This window comes from Streptomyces sp. NBC_00252 (assembly GCF_036187565.1).
In the GTDB taxonomy this organism is placed as follows: Bacteria; Actinomycetota; Actinomycetes; order Streptomycetales; family Streptomycetaceae; genus Streptomyces.
The window spans coordinates 7,715,863-7,737,681 of sequence record NZ_CP108087.1; the positions used below are offsets into that span (position 1 = coordinate 7,715,863).

Below are 21,819 nucleotides of genomic sequence, written 5' to 3' on the forward strand. Positions count from 1 at the left end.
GTTCATCCATGCCGAACCTGCCCGATGCCGTGCTCTGGTCGATACCCGCCTTCGCGCTGCTCACCGTGATCGAGATGATCAGCGTGCGCGTCCACCCCGACGAGGACGCGGCGGGCTACGAGGCGAAGGACGCCGCGACGAGTCTCGGCATGGGGCTCGGGAGCCTCGTCTTCGACTTCCTCTGGAAGATCCCGATCGTCGCGATCTACACCGCGATCTACGAACTCACCCCGCTGCGCGTGCCCGTCCTGTGGTGGACGATCCCGCTGATGCTGCTCGGCCAGGACTTCTTCTACTACTGGTCCCACCGCGGCCACCACGTCATCCGCATCCTGTGGGCCTGCCACGTCGTCCACCACTCCAGCCGCAAGTTCAACCTCACCACGGCCCTGCGCCAGCCCTGGACGACCCTCACGGTGTGGCCGTTCTACGTTCCGCTCGTCGCCCTGGGCGTGCACCCCGCCGCGCTCGCGTTCTGCTCCTCGGCGAACCTCGTCTACCAGTTCTGGATCCACACCGAGCGGATCGACCGTATGCCCCGCTGGTTTGAGTTCGTCTTCAACACCCCGTCCCACCACCGGGTCCACCACGCCTCCCAGGGCGGCTATCTGGACCGCAACTTCGGCGGCATCCTCATCCTCTGGGACCGGCTCTTCGGGTCGTTCGTGCCCGAGGTTGAGCGGCCCGTCTACGGGTTGACCAAGAACATCAACACGTTCAACCCGATCAAGGTCGCCACCCATGAGTACGTCGCCATCGCCAAGGACCTGAAGACGGCGACCAGTTGGCGCGAGCGCGCGGGGCGCGTCTTCCGGGGACCGGGCTGGCAGCCGGCACCCGCCGTGGCAGAGGGCGCTCCGGCCGCCGAGGAGACCGCGGCCGCGTGAACCCACGTCCCGGACACCCGGCCGCCGCACGCGTTCTCCTGGCGGCCTTCGGTCTCGCCGCCCTCGTGGACCTGCTCGCGCTCGCCGTCGGTCACGACCCCGCCCACACCGTCGCCAAGCCTCTCCTGATGCCGCTCCTCGCCGCGTACGCGGCCCTGCGCGGCGCACCCCGGCTCCTCGTCGCCGCGCTCCTCTTCGGCTGGGGCGGCGACACCCTGCTGCTCTCGGACGCCGACCCCGCCTTCCTCGCCGGCATGGCCGGCTTCGCGGCGGGCCATGTCTGCTACCTCGCCCTCTTCAGGACGTACGGCGGCCCGGAACGCGCTCCACGCGCGCGTGCCGGTCTCCTCGTCGGCGGGTACGCCGTCGCTCTTGCCGTCACCGTCACGCTGCTGTGGCCCGACCTCCCGGCGGACCTGCGCATCCCGGTGGCCGGCTACAGCGCCCTCCTCACGGCCATGGCGTGCGCCGCGGTCGTCCGGCTCGGCCCCGTCGCGGGGCTCGGCGGGGCGCTCTTCATGGTCTCCGACACCCTCATCGCGACCGGCGTCGCCGACTGGCCCCAGCCGCCAAGGCCCGACTTCTGGATCATGGTGACGTACGTCGCCGCGCAGTTCCTGCTGGTCCAAGGCGTGCTCGGCACCCTCGCCGAGCGCCGCGCGCCGACGGCGGCGTACCGTGAAGTGCGCTCGACCACCCCCTGAGCGCACCGCACCAGCACACCCGTGACGAGAAGGACCCTCATGCGCGCCACCACCATCCACGCCCCGTTCGACATGCGCGTGGAGGACGTGCCCGAGCCCCTGGTCCAGCTGCCGACCGACGCCGTCGTCCGGGTGCTGCGCGCCTGCATCTGCGGCAGCGACCTGTGGGCGTACCGCGGCGAGGCGGCCCGGCAGCCGGGGCAGCGCATCGGGCACGAGTTCCTCGGGATCGTCGAGGAGACCGGCTCCGAGGTGACCGGCGTCAGGACGGGCGACCTCGTGGTCGCGCCCTTCATGTGGTCCGACGGCGTCTGCGACTACTGCCGCGAGGGCCTCACCACCTCCTGCGTGCACGGCGGCTTCTGGGGCGCCGTGGGCTACGACGGCGGCCAGGGCGAGGCGGTACGCGTGCCCTTCGCCGACGGCACCCTCGTACGGCTGCCGAAGGAGGCGGCCTCCGACGACCACCTGCTGTCCGCGCTGCTGACCCTGTCCGACGTCATGGGCACCGGCCACCACGCGGCCCTGGGCGCCGGCGTCGGCAAGGGGACCACCGTCGCCGTCGTGGGCGACGGGGCGGTCGGCCTGTGCGCCGTGCTCGCCGCCAAGCGCCTCGGCGCCGAGCGGATCATCGCGCTCGGCCGCCACAAGACCCGTACGGACATCGCCCGCCGCTTCGGCGCCACCGACGTCGTCGCCGCACGCGGCGAGGAGGCCGTCGCGGCCGTCCGCGAACTCACCCGCGGCCAGGGCGCGCACGCCGTCGTCGAGGCCGTCGGCACCGAGCAGTCCATGCGCACGGCCGTGGAGATCACGCGCGACGGCGGCGCGATCGGCTTCGTCGGCGTGCCGCACGGCAGCGGCACCGGCCTCGACCTCGGGGTCATGTTCGACCGGAACATCGCCCTGCGCGGCGGGGTCGCGCCGGTCCGCGCGTACATCCCGGAACTGCTGCCCGACGTCCTGGACGGCACGATCGACCCGTCGCCCGTCTTCGACCTCACGGTCGGCCTGGAGGGCGTGCCCGACGGCTACAAGGCGATGGACGAGCGCACGGCCCTGAAGGTCCTGGTCACCAACGGCTGATCAATCATTCGATCAACCATGGACGGCACCATTGACCGATTGGTCGATTGATTGGCTGACGGGTTGATCGACTGGCCGGGTTGATCGGCTGGCTGGTCAATGCCAGCGGATCGGCACCGGCAACGCCGTCAACAGTCCGGAGAGCACGACCACCACTCCCAGGGCGACGACCTCCGCCCGCGCGGGGGAGCAGGCGGTCAGCGGATCGGTGGCCCGCCGCAGCCGGGACCGGGCCCACAGCGCGAGGACGGCGACGGCGGCGACGAGCAGCACCTTGGCGAGCAGGGTGCGCCCGTACGCCGTCGTCGTCAGCTGGTCCAGGATCGTGCCGACCGGCATCCGGCGCAGCGAACTGCACACCCCCGTTGCGGTGATCGCGGCGAGCAGGACGACCGCCACGCGCGCGTAGAGACCCAGCAGCGCGGCACCCGCCTCGGTGCCCCGCCACTGCCGCAGCGTCCGCAGGACGTGCAGCAGACCGCCCACCCACAGCGCCGCGCACGTCAGATGGACCAGGGTCAGTTCGGAGCCGACCAGGGGGCTGTACTCGCCCGTCGGATGCGCGCGCAGCGCCTCCGCGAGGACCACGGCGCCAAGGGGCCACACCTGAACGCCGGGCCGCCGCGACCGCGCGCACAGGGCAGCCACGGCGAACGCGCCGATCTCCAGGAGTGCGAGCCTGCCGTCCCGAGACTGGTAGAGGCCGGCGATGTCGATCCGGGTCGGGCTGTCCGGCACCAGGGTGTCCGTCACCACGACCGACGCGAGCCCCAGCGCGGCGACGAAACCGGCACCGGCCGCGTACAGAGACCAGCTGCGGGGGCCGTTCGGGGGAGCGCCGGGCAGGGTGCGCGCCAGCCGGTTCACGAACAGCTCACCCAGGGGCACACACAGGGCGCCGAACAGCACCGCCCGCAGCAGCGCGATGCCGCCTACACCGGGCGCGGCGGCCTCCCCGGTGTCGTGCAGCGCGGCGGACGGGCCGAGCAGCGGGATCAGCGCGGCGAGCACCACCAGCGCCAGCACGGTGACGGCCCGACGCGGACCGGGGCGCCGCCCGGAGCCGCTGGTGTCGGCCGCTTCGACAGTCGGTCGTATCAAGGTCACACCAAGATCTTCACCAGCCGCCGCAGAACCGGGCAAGTGCAGCAAAACGATTGGATGAACCGTATTTCGCCCATAAGCGCGCTTCTGGATGCCCCCGAAATCAAGCCCAGCGAGCCGGATCCATGCCCCAACACCCCGGAGGACGCGCCCAGTTCGAGGGTCCACCGTCGAAGGACACGGGTGACAGGGCATGTCGGAGGTGCCCGATACCGCTGTCTGTCTCGACCAGCCAGGCGTCGGGCCGGGTGTACGCCGTCCCGCTCTCCTCGCGGGGGACCGCACCCTGCTCGTGTGCCGCCGCCCGGCCCCGCTCACCCTGACCCGCGATCAGCCACCCCGCGGTCCGTGCGAGCGCCAGCCGCAGGGCGATGCCACCACCCCGCTCCGACTGTTCCGTCAGCGCCCGCAGCACCGCGCCCGCCAGCAGATACCCCGTCCCGTGGTCGAGGGCCTGCGCGGGCAGCGCCCCGGGCTGTTCCGGCGACCCCTCGATCGCCGCGATGCCCGTGGCGACCTGCACCAGGCTGTCGAACCCCCGCCGGTCACCCCACGGCCCGTACGCGCCCCACGCCGACAGCTGCGCCACGACCAGCCCGGGCCTACGGTCGAGCAGTGCCTCGGGGGAGAGCCCGAACCGGTCCAGGGCGCCCGGCCGGTACCCGGTGACGATCACGTCCGCCCGTTCCAGCAGGGCCTCGAAGGCACGCCGATCGGCCGCGAGACCCAGGTCAAGCCGCGTCGACCGCTTCCCGAGCCCGGTGTCCGCGTGCGTGTCCGGGTCCTCGGGCAACTGCGGGGCGTCCACCCGCAGCACATCCGCGCCGAGCAGCGCGAGCGTCCGTGTGGCGACCGGGCCCGCGATGACCCGGGTCAGGTCGAGCACGCGCATCCCGGCGGCGGGCAGCAACGGGTCGCCGTCGAGCGGCGGGAGCACACGCGCGCGTGCCGTCCCGATCCGCTCGCGCTCGACGAGCGGCCGCCCGGCGACCGCGGCCCCCTGTGGATGCGCGGCCCACTCCTCCGCCGTCCGCAGCGCGACCGCGAGGCCCCCGGCGCCGTAGACCGCCTCCTCCACCTCCAGGGCGGACCGCTCGGCGAGTACGTCGGCCACGGTCTCCACGGAGGCGCCCTCCGTCAGCCCCAACGCGCCCAGCAGCCGTGCCCGGTGGTGCGGATAGTTCGCGTGGGTGCGGACCCACCCGTCGGCCGTCCGCCAGAACCGCGACAGCGGCGCGAAGCTGACCGGCGCCCGCCCGTCGATCAACAGATGCCGCTCACTGACGAACGCCGTGGCGACGGCCCCGTCGTCGACCCGCACCCCGGGCACCTCCGCGAGCCCGGCCCGCCGCGCCCCCAACTCGGCGGCGGCCAGCGCGCACGATCCCACACAGGCCCGTGCCAACTCCCGTACGGGAAGGCGTGCTTGAAGGGCTCCCGCGCGTACGACGGTCGAGAGGCGCGAGACCAGGGCGGGATCGCCGCCCATCGCACCCCATGCCACCTTGATGCCATTCATATCAGTCATGATTGAACTATGCAGTATTGATTCAATCAATATATGCATGGACGGACTGTACGGACGCGAACGGGCCGGGCGGAAGTCCGCCCGGCCCGTGAGCAAGCGAGGTGTCGGCTACTTCACCGCACGCAGCGCGTTGACGATGCCGAACCCGTAGAAGCCGTTGACCCGCTTGCCGCCCACGCAGGTCGCGTCCACGACGCCGTCACCGTTGGTGTCGTACGGCTCGGTCGGGCAGCCCGGGTTGTCCGCCTCGGCCTTCAGCAGCCCCTGCAACTGGGCCGGACTGGCGTACCGGTGCGTGGACTTGAGCAGCGCGGCCACCGCGGCGACGTGCGGGGTCGCCATCGAGGTGCCCTGGAGGTAGCCGTAGGAGTTGTTCGGCAGCGTGGAGAGGATGCGGCCGTTCTTCGACGGGGTGTCCGGGATCTGCAGGGCGTCCCCGCCCGGCGCCGCCACGTCGATGACGCCCTTGCCGTAGCTGGAGAAGTACGACTTGGCCTTCTTCACGCCGACCGAGCTGACCGTGACGACGCCCGGCAGCTGGGTCGGTACGTCGAAGCACTCGTGCGGGTCGACCGTCCGGGTCGTGGCGGTCGAGTCGTCGGGGCTGGAGGTGTCGACGAGGGCGTGGGAGTCGAGGTCGTCGTTCGAGTTGCCGGCCGCCGCGACATTGAGCGTGCCCTTGCTCTGCGCGTACAGCTGGGCCCTGTTGACCGCATCCACAATGGCACGTTGATCAGGGTCGTCCATGCAGTTGTACAGCCAAGGATCAACGTAGTAGCTGTTGTTGGTGATCTCCACGCCGTGGTCCGCGGCGAACACGAACGCGCAGACCACGCTCTCCGGGTAGAACAACTGGGTCGAGTCGGGCTCGGCCACCGTGATGCCGGAGACCTTCACGCCCGGCGCGACGCCCGCCACACCGATGCCGTTGCGGGCGGCGGCGATCTCACCCGCGACATGCGTGCCGTGATAGTGGCCGGAGTCCACGGGACGCCAGGCGCCGTACGTGGTGTCCGCCTTGCCACCCACGCAGTTGGCGGACTGCGAGGGGGAGAAGTTCGGGGCGATGTCCGGGTGGGTGTCGTCCACGCCGACATCGATGACGGCGACCGTCACGCTCTTGCTGCCCGGGTTGATCTTGGCGGCCTTGTCGGCGCCGATCGCCGGCAGGTCCCACTGGTCGGCTTCCAGGGGCTCGCTGTTCCCGGCGGCCGCGGAGGCCTTCGCCGTCTTCGCGGCCTGGTCCTTGGAGAGGTACTGCACCGCGCCCTCGTCGGTCGTCGAGGCGAGGCTCAGCGGCGCGGTGCGCGTGGCACCGGCCGACTGCACACCGTGCACCTTGCGGATGACCGGGCCGAAGTCCGGGTTCGCCGAGTGGACGACGATCACGCCGATCTTCTCGTACGTCACCACGATGGTGCCGCCGGCCGCATTGATCGCCTTCTTGACCGAGTTGATCGTCCGGTGGTCCAGCCGTGTGTTGACCACATACGCAAGATTCGGTGCGTCGGCGGCCTGGGCCGCGGTCCCGGGCTCGACGGCCGGGACCGCCGAGGCCGCGGACGGGAGGAAACCGAGCGAGGCGGTCAGCGACAGCACGACCGGCACGGCGAGGGCGAGCCGGCGTCTGGGGCGCAGATGAGCCATGGGATCTCCACATCATCCGAAAACGAAACGGCCCGAGACGTGGTTGGCGCCCGGGCAGGTACATGACGAGTGGTGCAGACCCGAAGTTATCTCCCGCGACGGCTGGCCAGCAATGATTTCCCAAAGACGACTACCGAAAGAAGTCAAAGGAGTTGAACCGGTCGAGGTGCCGCGCCGTGCCCTTGGGCAGGAAGCGCCAAGCCAACTCAGTACCCGCAGGTCCGCAACGCGAGGAGACACCGTGGCCACCGAGACACCACCCCCCTCGAAAGCCGAACGCCAACTCCCCAGTACCGAGGAGTTCGAACAGGTCCAGGAGAGTGCGGAGTTCGCCGAACTGCGCCGCGCCCACCGCTCCTTCGCCTTCCCGCTGACCGTCGCCTTCATCGTCTGGTACCTGCTGTACGTGCTGCTGTGCAACTACGCGGACGACTTCATGGACACCAAGGTCGTCGGCAACATCAACGTCGCCCTGGTCCTGGGCCTCGCCCAGTTCCTCACCACGTTCCTCATCGCCTGGTGGTACGCGCGGTACTCCGCCGCGAAGCTCGACCCCAAGGCGGCAGCCATCAAGTCCCGGATGGAGGACGGCGCATGAGCCCCGCGATCACCCTTGCCGCAGGCGAGGCGAGCCAGCACCGGCCGCTGATCATCACCCTGTTCGCGATCTTCGTCGCCGCGACGCTCGTCATCACCGTATGGGCGGGCCGCCAGACCAAGAGCGCCGCCGACTTCTACGCGGGCGGCCGCCAGTTCACCGCCTTCCAGAACGGCCTCGCCGTCTCCGGCGACTACATGTCCGCCGCGTCCTTCCTCGGCATCGCCGGCGCGATCGCCCTCTTCGGGTACGACGGCTTCCTGTACTCCATCGGCTTCCTGGTCGCCTGGCTGGTCGCCCTGCTCCTGGTGGCCGAACCGCTGCGCAACTCGGGCCGCTACACCATGGGCGACGTCCTCGCGTACCGCATGCGCCAGCGCCCGGTCCGCACCGCGGCCGGCACCTCCACCATCGTGGTGTCGATCTTCTACCTGCTGGCCCAGATGGCCGGAGCGGGCGTCCTGGTCTCGCTGCTCCTCGGCATCACCACCGACGCGGGCAAGATCGGCATCGTCGCCCTGGTCGGCGTCCTGATGATCGTGTATGTCACGATCGGCGGCATGAAGGGCACCACCTGGGTCCAGATGGTCAAGGCCTGCCTGCTCATCGCCGGCGCGCTGCTGCTGACCTTCCTGGTGCTGCTGAAGTTCGACTTCAACGTCTCCGACCTGCTCGGCAAGGCCGCCTCCAACAGCGGCAAGGGGTCCGCCTTCCTGAACCCGGGCCTCAAGTACGGTGCCACCGGCACGACCAAGCTGGACTTCATCTCCCTGGGCCTCGCCCTGGTCCTCGGCACCGCCGGACTGCCGCACATCCTGATCCGCTTCTACACGGTGCCCACCGCCAAGGCCGCCCGTAAGTCGGTCAACTGGGCCATCGGCCTGATCGGCGCCTTCTACCTGATGACCCTGGCCCTCGGTTTCGGCGCCGCCGCACTGATCAAACCCGACGAGATCATCGCCTCCAACAAGGCGGGCAACACGGCCGCCCCACTCCTGGCCCTGCATCTGGGCGGAGTCGACTCCAACTGGGGCGCCATCCTCCTGGCCACCATCTCGGCGGTCGCCTTCGCCACGATCCTCGCGGTCGTCGCCGGACTGACCCTGGCCTCGTCGTCCTCGTTCGCCCACGACATCTACGCGAACGTCATCAAGCGCGGACAGGCCACCGAGAAGCAGGAGATGGCCGCCGCCCGCTACGCCACGGTCGGCATCGGCGCCGTCTCCATCGTCCTGGGCGCCCTCGCCCGCGACCTGAACGTCGCCGGCCTGGTCGCCCTCGCCTTCGCAGTCGCCGCCTCCGCCAACCTCCCGACGATCCTCTACAGCCTCTTCTGGAAACGCTTCACCACCCAGGGCGCCCTCTGGTCGATCTACGGCGGCCTGGTCACCGCGGTCGGCCTGGTCCTCTTCTCGCCGGTGGTCTCCGGCAAGGAGACGTCGATGTTCCCCCACGTCGACTTCCAGTGGTTCCCCCTGGAGAACCCCGGCATCATCTCCATCCCCGTCGGCTTCCTGCTCGGCTGGCTCGGCACGATCCTCTCCAAGGAGGAGCCGGACACCGGCAAGTACGCGGAGCTGGAGGTACGGTCCCTGACCGGCACCGGAGCCCACTGACCGGCCCTGCCAGGTCCCTCTGAGTCCCCCCACGCAGTCCCCCCACGCCGACGGCCGCGTCGTAGGTCCCTACGACGCGGCCGTGCCGTACCTCGTGGGATCGGGCCGCCCTCGTTGTCAGTGGTGTCGCGTAGGCTCGCAGGTGTCGGAAAACATGCGGTCCGAAACGAGGGAGGGGGCACACATGCTGATCGACACCTATGGCCGGGTAGCCACCGACCTGCGGGTTTCGCTGACCGACCGGTGCAACCTCCGGTGCACGTACTGCATGCCCGAGGAGGGCCTGCAGTGGCTGGCAAAGCCCGACCTCCTCACGGACGACGAGATCGTCCGCCTGATCGACATCGCGGTCACCTCCCTCGGTATCGAGGAGGTCCGCTTCACCGGCGGCGAGCCCCTGCTGCGCCCCGGCCTGGTCGGCATCGTCGAGCGGGTCGCGGCCCTGGAGCCCCGCCCCCGGATGTCGATCACCACCAACGGCATCGGCCTCAAGCGCACGGCGGCCGCCCTGAAGAAGGCGGGCCTGGACCGGGTCAACGTCTCGCTGGACACCCTGCGCCCCGACGTCTTCAAGACCCTCACCCGCCGCGACCGCCACAAGGACGTCATCGAGGGCCTCGAAGCCGCCCACGACGCGGGCCTGACCCCCGTGAAGATCAACTCGGTGCTGATGCCGGGGCTCAACGCGGACGAGGCCCCGGACCTGCTGGCCTGGGCCGTGGAGCACGACTACGAACTGCGCTTCATCGAGCAGATGCCCCTGGACGCCCAGCACGGCTGGAAGCGCGACGGCATGGTCACGGCGGGCGACATCCTCGCCTCCCTCCGCACCCGCTTCGAGCTGACCCCCGAGGGCGGCGACGAGCGCGGTTCCGCCCCGGCCGAGCGCTGGACCGTGGACGGCGGCCCGCACCGCGTGGGCGTCATCGCCTCGGTCACCCGCCCGTTCTGCGCGGCCTGCGACCGCACCCGCCTCACGGCCGACGGCCAGATACGCAACTGCCTGTTCGCCCGCGAGGAGACCAGCCTCCGCGCCGCCCTGCGCTCGGACGCCCCGGACACGGAGATCGCCCGCATCTGGCGCGAGGCGATGTGGGGCAAGAAGGCGGGCTCGGGCCTGGACGACCCGTCGTTCCTCCAGCCGGACCGCCCGATGTCGGCGATCGGCGGCTGAGCGGCCGTCGTAGGCGAGAGGGGGCCTACGGAGTCTCGGGTTCTTCCCAGTCCTCGAAGCTGACGACGTCCTTCAAGAAGCCCCGGACACCGAGGAATTGGGACAGGTGCTCGCGATGCTCCTCGCACGCGAGCCAGGTCTTGCGCCGCTCTGGTGTGTGCAGTTTCGGGTTGTTCCACGCCAGCACCCACACGGCAGCGGCACGGCACCCCTTGGCGGAGCAGATCGGGGAGACGGGATCGGAGCCGGCGGCGTTCAGAATCACGCGCCCGACCCTAACCGAGCCCGGACGTCAGCCGTTCCCCACGGTCGTCCGGCGCCCCGACACCAGCGCCTGAATTGACCGACGGGGGGAAGGAGGGGCGGTTCCGGGGGGTGCGACGGAGGCCTCAAAAGGCGACGCCGAGCAGCCACGGGGGGAGCTGCCCGGCGTCGGTCCGTCGCTCCGACGGGGGATGCGGAGCGCGTACGAAGTATGTCACGGGTGACCGGCCGCCCGGCACCGGAACAACATGATTGATCTGAGCTTTTCTTGAGCTTGGCGAGGGCCCGGCTTCCGGTTCGGACGCGTTCGCCACGGTCACGACCGGTCGTACGGTTCGCCCCCCGAACCCGGTGCCGGCTCGGTCACGACCTCTTCCGGGACGGCTCCCGTGAACGCCTCGTCCGTCCTCGGCGGCGCGATCATCGGCCGCAGCGGGGTGGTGACGAATGTGGACGGAAGCCCCGGCGCGTTCTCGCGCCCGGCGTTCGCGATCACCACGGCGACATAGGGGAGGAGCACACCGAGCACCAGCGCGACGATCGCGACGTGCCGTTCGACGTTCCACAGCGCGCAGGCGAGGATCACCGAGACCGTACGGATCGACATCGAGATGATGTAGCGGCGCTGCCGCCCGCGGATGTCCTCCGCGAGTCCCGTGCGGGCTCCGGTGATCCGGAACACCTGGGCGTTGCCTTCGCCGTGCAGCTTCCGCATCACATTCCACCATCCGCCCGCATCGGACTCTCCCCGGCCCGCAACCCCGGCCCGCATCCGATCCGGGAACGGGGCCCCGACACGTCCTACGTTACGCCGCGCCTCCGCCGCCTTCGAGACCGGGGGACCTCCGGTCACGGTGACCGGACTGCGCCGTAACACGTACGGCCCCGCCCGACATGCGCCGTAGCGCGACCGGACCCACACTTGGCGTAATGCTCACGTAGAGCCGTACAAGGAGGCAGCCATGGGCTGGTTGTGGGCCATCATCGTGGGATTCGTGCTGGGCCTGATCGCGAAGGCGATCATCCCGGGCAAGCAGCACAGTCCCCTCTGGCTGACCACCATTTGCGGCATTCTCGGCGCCATCGTCGGCAACGCGATCGCCCGAGCGGCCGGCGTCGCCGCCACCAGCGGCATCGACTGGAGCCGCCACGCGTTCCAGCTCGTGGCCGCGGTCATCATCGTCTTCGTCGTCGACATGGCGTACATGGCGACAATCGGCAAGAACAAACAGCGAGCTTAGGAGCAGCGCCCCAAAGGGGGCGCGGGGAACTGCGCGACCAGCCACGACGAAAGCCGCGGTCCGCAGTCAACCCGCGCCCCTTTGGCGCTTACGCTCCAGTCACCTCAACCGCGGCCAGATTCTTCTTACCGCGCCGCAGCACCAGCCACCGCCCGTGCAGCAGATCCTCCTTCGAGGGCACCGCGTCCTCGGCCGACACCTTCACGTTGTTCACGTACGCCCCGCCCTCCTTCACGGTCCGCCGCGCAGCGGACTTGCTCGCCACCAGCCCCACCTCGGCGAACAGATCGACGACGGGACCGAGCTCGGCGACCTGGACGTGCGGCACCTCGGAGAGCGACGCGGCCAGCGTCTTCTCGTCCAGCTCCGCCAGCTCGCCCTGCCCGAACAGCGCCCGGGACGCGGCGGTCACCGCGGCCGTCTGCTCCGCGCCGTGCACCAGCGTCGTCAGCTCCTCGGCCAGCGCACGCTGCGCCGCACGGGCCTGCGGACGCTCCGCGGTCTGCTGCTCCAACTCCTCAAGCTCCGCACGGGACTTGAAGGACAGCATGCGCGCGTAGGTCGAGATGTCCCGGTCGTCCGTGTTCAGCCAGAACTGGTAGAACGCGTACGGCGTGGTCATCTCCGGGTCGAGCCAGATGGCGGTGCCCTCGGACTTGCTGAACTTCGTGCCGTCGGCCTTGGTCATCAGCGGGGTGCCGTAGGCGTGGACCGTGGCGTCCGGCTCCAGGCGGTGGATCAGGTCCAGGCCCGCCGTGAGGTTGCCCCACTGGTCGCTGCCGCCCTGCTGGAGCGTGCAGCCGTACCTGCGGTAGAGCTGCAGGAAGTCCATGCCCTGGAGGATCTGGTAGCTGAACTCCGTGTAGCTGATGCCCTGGTCGGAGTCCAGGCGCTTGGCGACGGAGTCCTTCGCGAGCATCTTGTTGACGCGGAAGTGCTTGCCGATGTCGCGGAGGAACTCGATCGCGGAGAGGTTCGCCGTCCAGTCGAGGTTGTTCACCATGACCGCGGCGTTCTCGCCCTCGAAGGACAGGAACGGCTCGATCTGACGGCGCAGCCGCTGGACCCAGCCGGCCACCGTCTCCGGGTCGTTCAGCGTGCGCTCCGCCGTCGGGCGGGGGTCGCCGATCTGGCCCGTGGCCCCGCCGACCAGCGCCAGCGGCCGGTGACCGGCCTGCTGGAGCCGGCGCACGGTGAGCACCTGCACCAGGTGACCGAGGTGCAGCGAGGGCGCCGTCGGATCGAAGCCGCAATAGAACGTGACGGGACCGTCCGCGAGCGCCTTGCGCAAAGCATCTTCGTCAGTGGACAGGGCGAACAGGCCCCGCCACTTCAGCTCGTCGACGATGTCCGTCACGGTTCTCGTATCTCCTTGGGATGGTCGCGTGGATCAGGTACGAGGTTATACGCCCTGACTGACAGAGCTCATATTGAAGTCCGGCACCCGCAGCGCGGGCATCGCGGCCCTGGTGAACCAGTCGCTCCATTCCCGCGGCAGCGTCTTCTCCGTCCGCCCCGCCTCGGTCGCGCGCCCCAGCAGGTCGACCGGCGACTCGTTGAACCGGAAGTTGTTCACCTCGCCCGCGACCTCACCGTTCTCGACGAGGTAGACGCCGTCCCGGGTCAGCCCGGTGAGCAGCAGCGTCGCCGGGTCGACCTCGCGGATGTACCAGAGGCAGGTCAGCAGCAGCCCGCGCTCGGTGCTCGCGACCATCTCCTCCAGGGAACGGTCCTCGCCCCCGCTCAGGATCAGGTTGTCGATCGCCGGCGCCACCGGCAGCCCGGTGAGCCCCGCGCTGTGCCGGCTGGTCAACAGGTGCTGGAGTTCGCCGTCGCGCACCCAGTCGGTGGCGGCCAGCGGCAGCCCGTTGTCGAACACCGACTGGTCGCCCCCGGAGCTGTGCGCGAGCACGAACGGGGCGGATTCCAGGCCCGGTTCGTTCGGGTCGCTGCGCAGCGACAGCGGCAGCTCGGTGAGCTTCTCGCCGACGCGGGTGCCGCCGCCGGGCTTGGAGAACACCGTGCGCCCCTCGACCGCGTCCCGGCCCGACGCCGACCACATCTGGTAGATCAGCAGGTCCGCGACGGCCGTGGGCGGCAGCAGCGTCTCGTACCGTCCGGCGGGCAGCTCGATCCTCCGCTCCGCCCAGCCCAGTCGTACGGCCAGTTCGGCGTCCAGCGCGGCCGGGTCGACGTCCTTGAAGTCCCGGGTCGAGCGGCCGGCCCAGGCCGAGCGCGTACGGTCCGGGGACTTGGCGTTCAGCTCCAGGGTGCCGTTGGGCTGGTCATGGCGCAGGCGCAGCCCGGTCGACGTGCCCAGGTAGCTGGAGACCAGTTCGTGGTAGGCGAAGCCGTACAGCTCACGGCCGCCCGCACGCGCGCGTGCGAACGATTCGCCGAGCGCGGGAGCGAAGTCGGCGAACACCGTGGAGGACGTCTCGGCGGGCCCGTCCGTGAAGTCGGGCGACTGGGGTACGCCCGTGACGAGCGGCTGCGCGTCCTCGGCGGGCGCGGCCCCCCGCGCGGCCTCCTCGGCGGCCCGTACGAGCGGCTCCAGCTCCTCAGGGGTGACGGCCGACCGGGACACGACCCCCGAGGCGGTGCCCTCCTTGCCGTCGACGGTCGCGATGACGGTGAGCGTGCGCCCGCGCGTGACGCCGTTCGTGGTCAGCGCGTTGCCCGCCCAGCGGAGGTTGGCGGTCGACTGCTCGTCGGCGATGACGACACAGCCGTCGGCCCGGGAGAGTTCGAGGGCGCGCTCGACGATCTCGTGCGGCTTGTTCGTACGAGGACTCATCGACCGGCCTCCTGGGTGGTGTTGAGGATGTTGACGCCCGTGAAGAGGGCGGACGGGCAGCCGTGCGACACCGAGGCGACCTGGCCCGGCTGGGCCTTGCCGCAGTTGAAGGCGCCGCCCAGGACGTAGGTCTGCGGGCCGCCGACGGCCGCCATGGAGCCCCAGAAGTCGGTGGTCGTCGCCTGATAGGCGACGTCCTTCAGCTGCCCGGTGATCCGGCCGTTCTCGATCCTGAAGAACCGCTGCCCGGTGAACTGGAAGTTGTAGCGCTGCATGTCGATCGACCAGGACCGGTCGCCGACCACGTAGATCCCGCGGTCGACGCCGCCGATCAGGTCCTCCGTGGACAGCCCCGCCGGGTCGGGCTGGAGCGACACGTTGGCCATGCGCTGCACGGGCACATGGCCGGGGGAGTCGGCGTACGCGCAGCCGTTGGAGCGCTCGAAGCCGGTCAACTTGGCGATGCGGCGGTCGAGTTGGTAGCCCACCAGGGTGCCGTCCCTGACCAGGTCCCAGGACTGGCCCTCGACGCCCTCGTCGTCGTAGCCGATCGTCGCGAGGCCGTGTTCGGCGGTGCGGTCGCCGGTGACGTTCATCCGCTCGGAGCCGTACTTGAGCTTGTTGAGCTTGTCGAAGGTCGCGAAGGACGTGCCGGCGTAGGCGGCCTCGTAGCCGAGCGCACGGTCCAGTTCGGTGGCGTGGCCGATGGACTCGTGGATCGTCAGCCAGAGGTTGGAGGGGTCCACGACGAGGTCGTACAGGCCCGCCTCGACGCTCGGCGCCCGCATCTTCTCGGCGAGCAGCTCAGGGATCCGCTCCAGCTCGCCGTCCCAGTCCCAGCCGGTGCCCGTGAGGTACTCCCAGCCGCGGCCCACGGGCGGCGCGATGGTGCGCATGGAGTCGAACTCACCGGTCGACTCGTCGACCGACACGGCGCTCAACTGCGGGTGCAGCCGGACCCGTTGCTGCGTGGTCACCGTGCCCGCGGTGTCGGCGTAGAACTTGTTCTCGTGCACGGTGAGCAGCGACGCGTCCACGTGGTTGACGCCGTCCGCCGCGAGCAGCCGGGCACTCCACTCCGCCAGCAGCCCCGCCTTCTCCTCGTCGGGCACCGAGAACGGATCGATCTCGTACGACGAGATCCACGTCCGCTCCTCGTGCACCGGCTCGGCGGCCAGCTCGACCCGCTCGTCCGACCCGGCGGCCTTGATCACCTGGGCGGAGAGCTTCGCCATCGCCACCGCCTGGGAGGCGACCTTGGCGGCGGCGTCCAGGCTCAGGTCGACGCCCGAGGCGAACCCCCACGTGCCGCCGTGCACGACCCGCACCGCGTACCCGAGGTCGGTGGTGTCCGACGTACCGGCCGGGCGCGCGTCCCGCAGCCGCCAGGACGCGCTGCGCACCCGCTCGAACCGGAAGTCCGCGTGCTCGGCCCCGAGCGCACGCGCGCGTGCGAGCGCGGCGTCGGCCAGGGCGCGTAGCGGAAGCGCCGTGAAGGCTTCGTCGATGGAATGAGGCACGGAGGTCTCCCTGCTGTCGTGGCCTGTCGGGTCCGATCATGTCGCGCGAGCGGGTACGGGGACCACACGTTTCCGCGCTGCGTCGGCACTTTCTGTAGGGACCCGACAGCGAGTCCCGTAAGCCACTGTCGGTGCCCGATTGTCCGCCGGACGCGGCGGACCGATAGGTTTTCGATAAAGCCGCCTGTCAACCAGGTGTATCTGGCAGGTGTGCAGAACCGCTATCGAAAGGGTGATCCGTTGAGCCGCTCGGTTCTCGTCACCGGAGGCAACCGGGGCATCGGCCTCGCCATCGCCCGCGCATTCGCCGACGCCGGCGACAAGGTCGCCATCACATACCGCTCGGGCGAGCCGCCGGCCGGCTTCCTGGCCGTCAAGTGCGACATCACCGACCCCGAGCAGGTGGAGCAGGCCTACAAGGAGATCGAGGCCGAGCACGGCCCGGTCGAGGTCCTGATCGCCAACGCCGGCGTCACCAAGGACCAGCTCCTCATGCGCATGACCGAGGAGGACTTCACCTCGGTCATCGACACCAACCTCACCGGCACCTTCCGCGTCGTCAAGCGCGCCAACCGCGCGATGCTGCGCGCCAAGAAGGGCCGTGTCGTCCTGATCTCCTCGGTCGTCGGCCTGATGGGCGGCCCCGGTCAGTCGAACTACGCCGCCTCCAAGGCCGCCCTGGTCGGCTTCGCGCGCTCCCTCGCCCGTGAGCTGGGCTCGCGCAACATCACCTTCAACGTCGTCGCGCCCGGCTTCGTGGACACCGACATGACCAAGGCGCTCACCGACGAGCAGCGCGACGCGATCATGAAGCAGGTGCCGCTGGGCCGGTACGCGCAGCCCGAGGAGGTCGCCGCGACGGTGCGGTTCCTCGCCTCGGACGACGCCTCGTACATCACTGGAGCCGTCATCCCCGTAGACGGCGGACTGGGAATGGGTCACTGATCACCATGAGCGGAATCCTCGAGGGCAAGCGCGTCCTGATCTCCGGTGTGCTGCTGGAGTCCTCCATCGCCTTCCACGCCGCGAAGCAGGCCCAGGAGCAGGGCGCCGAGATCATCCTGACCGCGTTCCCGCGGCCCACGCTGACCGAGCGCATCGCCAAGAAGCTCCCGAAGCCCACCAAGGTCATCGAGCTCGACGTCACCAACGACGAGCACCTGGCGCGCCTCGCCGACGTCGTGGGCGAGGAGCTGGGCGGCCTGGACGGTGTCGTGCACTCCATCGGGTTCGCGCCCGCGGACGCGCTCGGCGGCAACTTCCTGAACACGCCGTTCGAGTCGGTCGCCACGGCGATGCACGTCTCGGCGTTCTCCCTGAAGTCGCTGACCACGGCCTGCCTGCCGCTGATGCAGAACGGCGGCTCGGTCGTCGGCCTCACCTTCGACGCGTCCTTCGCGTGGCCGCAGTACGACTGGATGGGCCCGGCCAAGGCCGCCCTGGAGGCCACCAGCCGCTACCTCGCCCGCGACCTGGGCAAGCAGAACATCCGCTGCAACCTCGTCTCCGCCGGCCCGCTCGGCTCGATGGCCGCCAAGTCCATCCCGGGCTTCAGCGAGCTGGCCTCCGTATGGGACAACCGCTCCCCCCTGGAGTGGGACCTCAACGACCCGGAGCCGGCCGGCAAGGCCATCGTCGCCCTGCTGAGCGACTGGTTCCCGAAGACCACCGGCGAGATCGTCCACGTCGACGGCGGCCTGCACGCCATCGGCGCGTAACACCGCCACGGAAGCACGGAAAGGGCCCGCACCGGACAGGGTGCGGGCCCTTTCCGTGTCACCCGTTCGGCCCACCCGGCCGGGCGGGGACCGGGGACAACCGCGCACTCTGGATTACGCGTTCACCACGCGATTTCCTCCCCAGCACCGCCGAGGAGGTTTCCCTTGTGCGTCTGTCCCGCAGCCTGGCCTCAGTGACCGCCGCCGTCGTGCTCGTCATCTCCCTGGCGTACGAGGCGATGCCCCACGCACGCGTGGAGGTACGAAAACCGACCGCGCCCCAGCTGTTCGGCGCCGACTGCCGCACCGCCGTCCACGGCTCGCACGTGATCGCGTACTGCCACAACCCGTACCCCCGGACCGACCGCGTCAGCCTGCACATCGAGTGCGACCGCTGGTGGGACATCGACAGCGACGGCATCGCGACCGACGCGGGCCCGGCGCAGACCGTACGGCTCACCGGCCGCTGCTGGGAGGACGTCCGCGCGGTGTGGGTCAGCCACCAGAAGCGGGCGAGCTGAACCGCAGCGCGCGGCACACGAACGGATAGCCCGCGGCCTCCTCGGCGGCCGCCTGAGCGTCCCCCGCGCGGATCGCGTCCACCAGCCGCGTGTGGTCCATGTACGTCTCCGGGGTCAGCGCCTCGCCGACGTCCGCGCGCAGCCACTCCCGCAGCACCTCGCCCAGGTCGGCGTACATCGCCGTCATGACGTCGTTGTGCGAGGCCGCCACCACGGCCATGTGCAGGGTCGCGTCGGCCGTCACGAAGGCCTCCGTGTCACCCGACGCCCAGGCTTCCTCACGCCGTACGAGGAGGGCGTCCAGCTGCTTGAGGTCCTTCTCCGTGCGCCGCTCGGCGGCCAGCTGCGCCGCCGACGACTCCAGGGTGGATCGCAGTTCGGCGATGTGCCGGGGGTCGGCGTCCGCGAAGCGGCGGTGCATCACGCCCGCCAGCTCGCTCGTCGCGACGACGTAGGTGCCGGAGCCCTGGCGGATGTCCAGCAGGCCGTTGTGCGCGAGCGCGCGGACCGCCTCGCGGACCGTGTTGCGGGCGACCCCGAGCTGCTCGACCAGCTCCGGCTCGGTCGGGATCCGGGAGCCGACCGGCCACTCGCCCGAGGCGATCTGGTTCCGCAGCGCGGCGATGACCTGCTCGGAGAGCGCCGAACGACGGGGGTGACTCAGGGGCATGGCACACCTTCGCATGGGCGGGGCGGGAGCGGGCCACCCGGGGATGGACAACCAATCATCCCATCATTCTATGATGGGTGGCATGGCAAGCGAGGAAACAGGGACACTGAGGTCCACGACCAACGTCAGCAAGTCCACTCCGGCCGACTCCCCGGAGTCCACCGGAGCCGCCCCCACGCGCGCGTGGACCAAACGTCTGATCGTCGTCGGCATCGTGCTGGCCGCGCTGAACCTCCGCCCCGCCATCACCAGCCTCGGCGCCCTCCTCGAAGAGGTCCGCGACGGCCTCGGCATGAGCGGCAGCGTCGCCGGACTGCTCACCTCCGTACCCCCGCTGTGCTTCGCCCTCTTCGGCGTCATGGCACCCCGCCTCGCCCGCCGCTTCGGCCCGGCCGCGGTGGTCTGCGCCGGCATGGCGGCCATCACCGCGGGCCTGCTCATACGGCCCTACATCGGCGGCATACCCGGCTTCCTGATCGGCAGCGCGCTCGCCCTCATGGGCATCGCCGTCAGCAACGTCCTGATGCCGGTGATCGTCAAGCGCTGGTTCCCCGACCGGGTCGGCTCCATGACCGGCCTGTACTCGATGGCCCTGGCCCTCGGTACCTCAGCCGCCGCCGCGATCACCGTCCCCGTCACCGACGCCCTGGGCGGCAGTTGGCGCTCCGGCCTCGCCGTCTGGGCAGCGCTGGCCGCCGCGGCCGTACTCCCCTGGATCGCTCTCGTACGACACCGGGAGGCGCCCTCCGCGGAACAGCACCCCCGCGCGCGGGAGGCCGCCGACGGGACATCCACGCCCGGGGCGCAGCCGGTGCTGCGGATCACCCGCAGCCGCACCGCCTGGGCGCTCGCCGTGTTCTTCGGGCTCCAGGCCACCGCCGCCTACATCACGATGGGCTGGATGGCACAGATCTTCCGGGACGCGGGGGTCTCCGCCGGCACCGCGGGGCTGCTCCTCGCCGTCACGATGGTGATGGGCGTGCCGCTCGCCTTCGTCATCCCGCGGCTGGCCACCCGGCTGCCCCGGCAGGGCCCGATCGTGATCGCGCTCGGCCTCTGCGGGCTCGCCGGATACGCGGGCCTGTACCTCGCACCGGCCGGCGGCGCCTGGGCCTGGGCCGTGCTCCTCGGCATATCCAACTGCTCCTTCCCGCTGGCCCTGACGATGGTCGGCATGCGGGCCAGGACCGGTGCGGGCGTCGCCCAGCTGTCGGCGTTCGCGCAGAGCACCGGGTATCTGATCTCGATCCCGGGGCCGCTCCTGGTCGGCGTGCTCTACCAGAGCAGCGGCGGCTGGGGACTGCCGATCGCCCTCATGGCCGGCCTGATGATCCCGCAGATGGCCGTCGGCGTCCTCGCGGGACGCAACCGCACGGTGGAGGACGAGGCGGTCCGCTGACCTCACCCCGGCGCGTCCGGCAAGGGCCGATGGTGCGAGACTGGGCGCATGCCAGTGCTCGATCCGAACCCCCAGAACGGCCAGCGGAAGATGCTCATCGTCTTCGGCTCGTTCTTCGCCATCTTCATCGTCATCGCCATCATCGCGACGATCGCTTCGCCGTGACCGCGTCCCCGTGACCGAGTCTCCGTGAAGGTGCCTCCGCGGGCCGATGGTGGGGTTGTCCCCACCATCCCCTAGGGGGTGAGGCTCAGGGTCAAGTGGGTGGATCTCCGGATGGGTTGGGGGCCGGAACTTCCGTAACTTCGATGGTGTGACCGCGAGAAGCGGATCGCGGACCACTCGGAGACCAGCGGAGGCATCCATGTCGGCCCCTACGCACACCCGGCCCCACCCGGCGACCACGGGCGGCGTCGACATCAGGCTGCCGTGGTGGGCCCTCGCCCTGCCGGCGCTCGCGTTCATCGTGCTGCTCGTGATGATGCTCAACCCGACGGACGCGCAAGCGGCGGGCTCGGACCCGATGATCACGCACCTCTTCGAGCGCGCGCACCAGCTCATAGCCCGCTGAGCAGTCGCTGAGCACCCGCGCGGCCGCCCCGTCAACTCCCTGCGCCCCATGGCCTGTTTCATGCGAAGCTGGATCCCATGAGCGTCGCAGAACCCCGCAGGATCGTCCTCTTCCGGCATGCGAAAGCCGACTGGCCCCAGGTGACCGATCACGAGCGGCCGCTCGCTGAGCGGGGCCGCCTGGACGCGGCCACCGCCGGAAGCAGGCTGGCCGACACCGGCATCCCCTTCGACCTGGCCCTCTGCTCCACGGCGGTCCGGACCCGGGAGACCTGGAAGCTCGCCGTCCACGAGCTCGCGCACCGGCCGAAAACCGTCTACGAGGAGCGGCTCTACGAAGCCTCTCCCGGCGAGCTGATCGCGGTGCTGAACGAGACGCCGGACGACGCGCGGAACGTGATCCTCGTCGGCCACAACCCGAGTGTGCAGGGGTTGGCGGAGATCCTTCCCGGAGCGGGTGGGGGAGCGGGCGCGGGCGCGGGTAGCGGTGAGGCTCGGGAGCGGTTGACGCGTCGAGGGTTCGCGACCGCCGGTTTTGCGGTGCTGTCCTTCACCGGTTCGTGGAAGGCGTTGGAGCCGGGTGTGGCTGCGCTGGATGACTACTGGGCGCCGTCGGAGTAGGCGGAGCGGGCTGGGCTGGGCTGGTCAGGGCTGAGTAGGGCTGGGCTGCGCAGGTAGGGCAGGCAGGGCAGCGGTTGGATCGGCTGGGCAAGGCCGTGCAGACCAGGCAGGCCGGGCAGGCCCTGCAGACCGGGCAGGCCCTGCAGACCGGGCA

At 70.5% G+C, this 21,819-nt stretch carries 23 protein-coding genes; 14 read left to right on the plus strand and 9 right to left on the minus strand.

The window, feature by feature from the left end; all coding sequences use genetic code 11:
• The first annotated feature begins 8 nt into the window (after positions 1-8).
• From OHT77_RS34285 to OHT77_RS34295, 3 genes are read left to right on the plus strand one after another with little or no spacing between them, the layout of a single operon-like run.
• Positions 9-887 (plus strand): sterol desaturase family protein, encoded by an 879-nt coding sequence (locus OHT77_RS34285; protein ID WP_328832291.1) that lies wholly within the window; start codon positions 9-11, stop codon positions 885-887.
• Positions 884-1,591 carry a lysoplasmalogenase gene (locus OHT77_RS34290; protein ID WP_328832292.1) on the plus strand — a complete coding sequence of 236 codons (708 nt, stop codon included), beginning with the start codon at positions 884-886 and terminating at the stop codon, positions 1,589-1,591. The genes OHT77_RS34285 and OHT77_RS34290 overlap by 4 nt, the downstream gene beginning before the upstream one ends.
• A gap of 39 nt (positions 1,592-1,630) precedes the next feature.
• A complete protein-coding gene (locus tag OHT77_RS34295) occupies positions 1,631-2,677 on the plus strand; it encodes a zinc-dependent alcohol dehydrogenase family protein (RefSeq protein WP_328832293.1) in 1,047 nt (348 codons plus the stop codon).
• Positions 2,678-2,773: 96 nt separating this feature from the next.
• Here OHT77_RS34295 and OHT77_RS34300 read toward each other — a convergent pair whose 3' ends face one another.
• The 3 genes from OHT77_RS34300 to OHT77_RS34310 all read right to left on the minus strand — a co-directional run bounded on the left by OHT77_RS34300 (position 2,774) and on the right by OHT77_RS34310 (position 6,956).
• A complete protein-coding gene (locus OHT77_RS34300) occupies positions 2,774-3,784 on the minus strand; it encodes a CopD family protein (protein WP_328832294.1) in 1,011 nt (336 codons plus the stop codon).
• A gap of 100 nt (positions 3,785-3,884) precedes the next feature.
• Positions 3,885-5,300 carry a CoA transferase gene (locus OHT77_RS34305; protein ID WP_328834429.1) on the minus strand — a complete coding sequence of 472 codons (1,416 nt, stop codon included), beginning with the start codon at positions 5,298-5,300 and terminating at the stop codon, positions 3,885-3,887.
• A 117-nt stretch (positions 5,301-5,417) separates the two neighbouring features.
• A complete protein-coding gene (locus OHT77_RS34310; RefSeq protein WP_328832295.1) occupies positions 5,418-6,956 on the minus strand; it encodes a S8 family serine peptidase in 1,539 nt (512 codons plus the stop codon).
• A 241-nt stretch (positions 6,957-7,197) separates the two neighbouring features.
• Between OHT77_RS34310 and OHT77_RS34315 the strand changes: the two genes are divergently transcribed.
• The 3 genes from OHT77_RS34315 to moaA all read left to right on the plus strand — a co-directional run bounded on the left by OHT77_RS34315 (position 7,198) and on the right by moaA (position 10,344).
• Positions 7,198-7,554 carry a DUF485 domain-containing protein gene (locus OHT77_RS34315; RefSeq protein WP_266767302.1) on the plus strand — a complete coding sequence of 119 codons (357 nt, stop codon included), beginning with the start codon at positions 7,198-7,200 and terminating at the stop codon, positions 7,552-7,554.
• Positions 7,551-9,170: a solute symporter family protein gene (locus tag OHT77_RS34320; protein ID WP_328832296.1), complete on the plus strand. Its 1,620-nt coding sequence runs from the start codon at positions 7,551-7,553 to the stop codon at positions 9,168-9,170. Before OHT77_RS34315 ends, OHT77_RS34320 begins: the two co-directional genes overlap by 4 nt.
• 184 nt (positions 9,171-9,354) lie before the next feature.
• Positions 9,355-10,344 carry a GTP 3',8-cyclase MoaA gene (gene moaA, locus OHT77_RS34325; RefSeq protein ID WP_328832297.1) on the plus strand — a complete coding sequence of 330 codons (990 nt, stop codon included), beginning with the start codon at positions 9,355-9,357 and terminating at the stop codon, positions 10,342-10,344.
• Positions 10,345-10,369: 25 nt separating this feature from the next.
• Here moaA and OHT77_RS34330 read toward each other — a convergent pair whose 3' ends face one another.
• Both OHT77_RS34330 and OHT77_RS34335 read right to left on the minus strand, forming a co-directional pair.
• Positions 10,370-10,609: a hypothetical protein gene (locus OHT77_RS34330; RefSeq protein WP_266767299.1), complete on the minus strand. Its 240-nt coding sequence runs from the start codon at positions 10,607-10,609 to the stop codon at positions 10,370-10,372.
• A gap of 315 nt (positions 10,610-10,924) precedes the next feature.
• Positions 10,925-11,323: a DUF3099 domain-containing protein gene (locus tag OHT77_RS34335; RefSeq protein WP_328832298.1), complete on the minus strand. Its 399-nt coding sequence runs from the start codon at positions 11,321-11,323 to the stop codon at positions 10,925-10,927.
• Between the two features lie 247 nt (positions 11,324-11,570).
• Between OHT77_RS34335 and OHT77_RS34340 the strand changes: the two genes are divergently transcribed.
• Positions 11,571-11,849, plus strand: a complete 279-nt coding sequence (locus tag OHT77_RS34340; RefSeq protein ID WP_266767297.1) for a GlsB/YeaQ/YmgE family stress response membrane protein — start codon at positions 11,571-11,573, stop codon at positions 11,847-11,849.
• An 88-nt stretch (positions 11,850-11,937) separates the two neighbouring features.
• Here OHT77_RS34340 and tyrS read toward each other — a convergent pair whose 3' ends face one another.
• From tyrS to OHT77_RS34355, 3 genes are read right to left on the minus strand one after another with little or no spacing between them, the layout of a single operon-like run.
• Entirely contained in the window at positions 11,938-13,206 is a 1,269-nt protein-coding gene (gene tyrS / locus OHT77_RS34345) for a tyrosine--tRNA ligase (protein ID WP_266767296.1), read from the minus strand.
• Positions 13,207-13,251: 45 nt separating this feature from the next.
• Positions 13,252-14,646 carry a metallopeptidase TldD-related protein gene (locus tag OHT77_RS34350; RefSeq protein WP_328832299.1) on the minus strand — a complete coding sequence of 465 codons (1,395 nt, stop codon included), beginning with the start codon at positions 14,644-14,646 and terminating at the stop codon, positions 13,252-13,254.
• A complete protein-coding gene (locus OHT77_RS34355; protein ID WP_328832300.1) occupies positions 14,643-16,166 on the minus strand; it encodes a TldD/PmbA family protein in 1,524 nt (507 codons plus the stop codon). Before OHT77_RS34355 ends, OHT77_RS34350 begins: the two co-directional genes overlap by 4 nt.
• A gap of 240 nt (positions 16,167-16,406) precedes the next feature.
• Here OHT77_RS34355 and fabG point away from each other — a divergent pair, with 240 nt between their 5' ends.
• The 3 genes from fabG (at position 16,407) to OHT77_RS34370 (ending at position 18,405) form a co-directional block, all read left to right on the plus strand.
• Entirely contained in the window at positions 16,407-17,111 is a 705-nt protein-coding gene (fabG, locus tag OHT77_RS34360; RefSeq protein ID WP_328832301.1) for a 3-oxoacyl-[acyl-carrier-protein] reductase, read from the plus strand.
• 5 nt (positions 17,112-17,116) lie between these two features.
• Positions 17,117-17,884: an enoyl-ACP reductase FabI gene (gene fabI / locus OHT77_RS34365; RefSeq protein WP_266767292.1), complete on the plus strand. Its 768-nt coding sequence runs from the start codon at positions 17,117-17,119 to the stop codon at positions 17,882-17,884.
• Positions 17,885-18,051: 167 nt separating this feature from the next.
• Positions 18,052-18,405 (plus strand): hypothetical protein, encoded by a 354-nt coding sequence (locus OHT77_RS34370; RefSeq protein WP_328832302.1) that lies wholly within the window; start codon positions 18,052-18,054, stop codon positions 18,403-18,405.
• Here OHT77_RS34370 and OHT77_RS34375 read toward each other — a convergent pair.
• Entirely contained in the window at positions 18,380-19,075 is a 696-nt protein-coding gene (locus tag OHT77_RS34375) for a FadR/GntR family transcriptional regulator (protein ID WP_266767290.1), read from the minus strand. The genes OHT77_RS34370 and OHT77_RS34375 overlap by 26 nt on opposite strands.
• Positions 19,076-19,145: 70 nt before the next feature.
• Here OHT77_RS34375 and OHT77_RS34380 point away from each other — a divergent pair, with 70 nt between their 5' ends.
• The 4 genes from OHT77_RS34380 (at position 19,146) to OHT77_RS34395 (ending at position 21,665) form a co-directional block, all read left to right on the plus strand.
• On the plus strand, positions 19,146-20,474 hold the full coding sequence (locus OHT77_RS34380) for a CynX/NimT family MFS transporter (protein ID WP_328832303.1): 1,329 nt from the start codon (positions 19,146-19,148) through the stop codon (positions 20,472-20,474).
• Positions 20,475-20,522: 48 nt separating this feature from the next.
• On the plus strand, positions 20,523-20,639 hold the full coding sequence (locus OHT77_RS34385) for an SGM_5486 family transporter-associated protein (protein ID WP_019060691.1): 117 nt from the start codon (positions 20,523-20,525) through the stop codon (positions 20,637-20,639).
• 199 nt (positions 20,640-20,838) lie between these two features.
• The gene (locus OHT77_RS34390) at positions 20,839-21,045 is read left to right on the plus strand and encodes a hypothetical protein (RefSeq protein ID WP_266767288.1); all 207 of its coding nucleotides are present in this window, start codon (positions 20,839-20,841) and stop codon (positions 21,043-21,045) included.
• Between the two features lie 77 nt (positions 21,046-21,122).
• Positions 21,123-21,665, plus strand: a complete 543-nt coding sequence (locus OHT77_RS34395; protein ID WP_328832304.1) for a SixA phosphatase family protein — start codon at positions 21,123-21,125, stop codon at positions 21,663-21,665.
• The last annotated feature ends 154 nt before the right edge of the window (positions 21,666-21,819 follow it).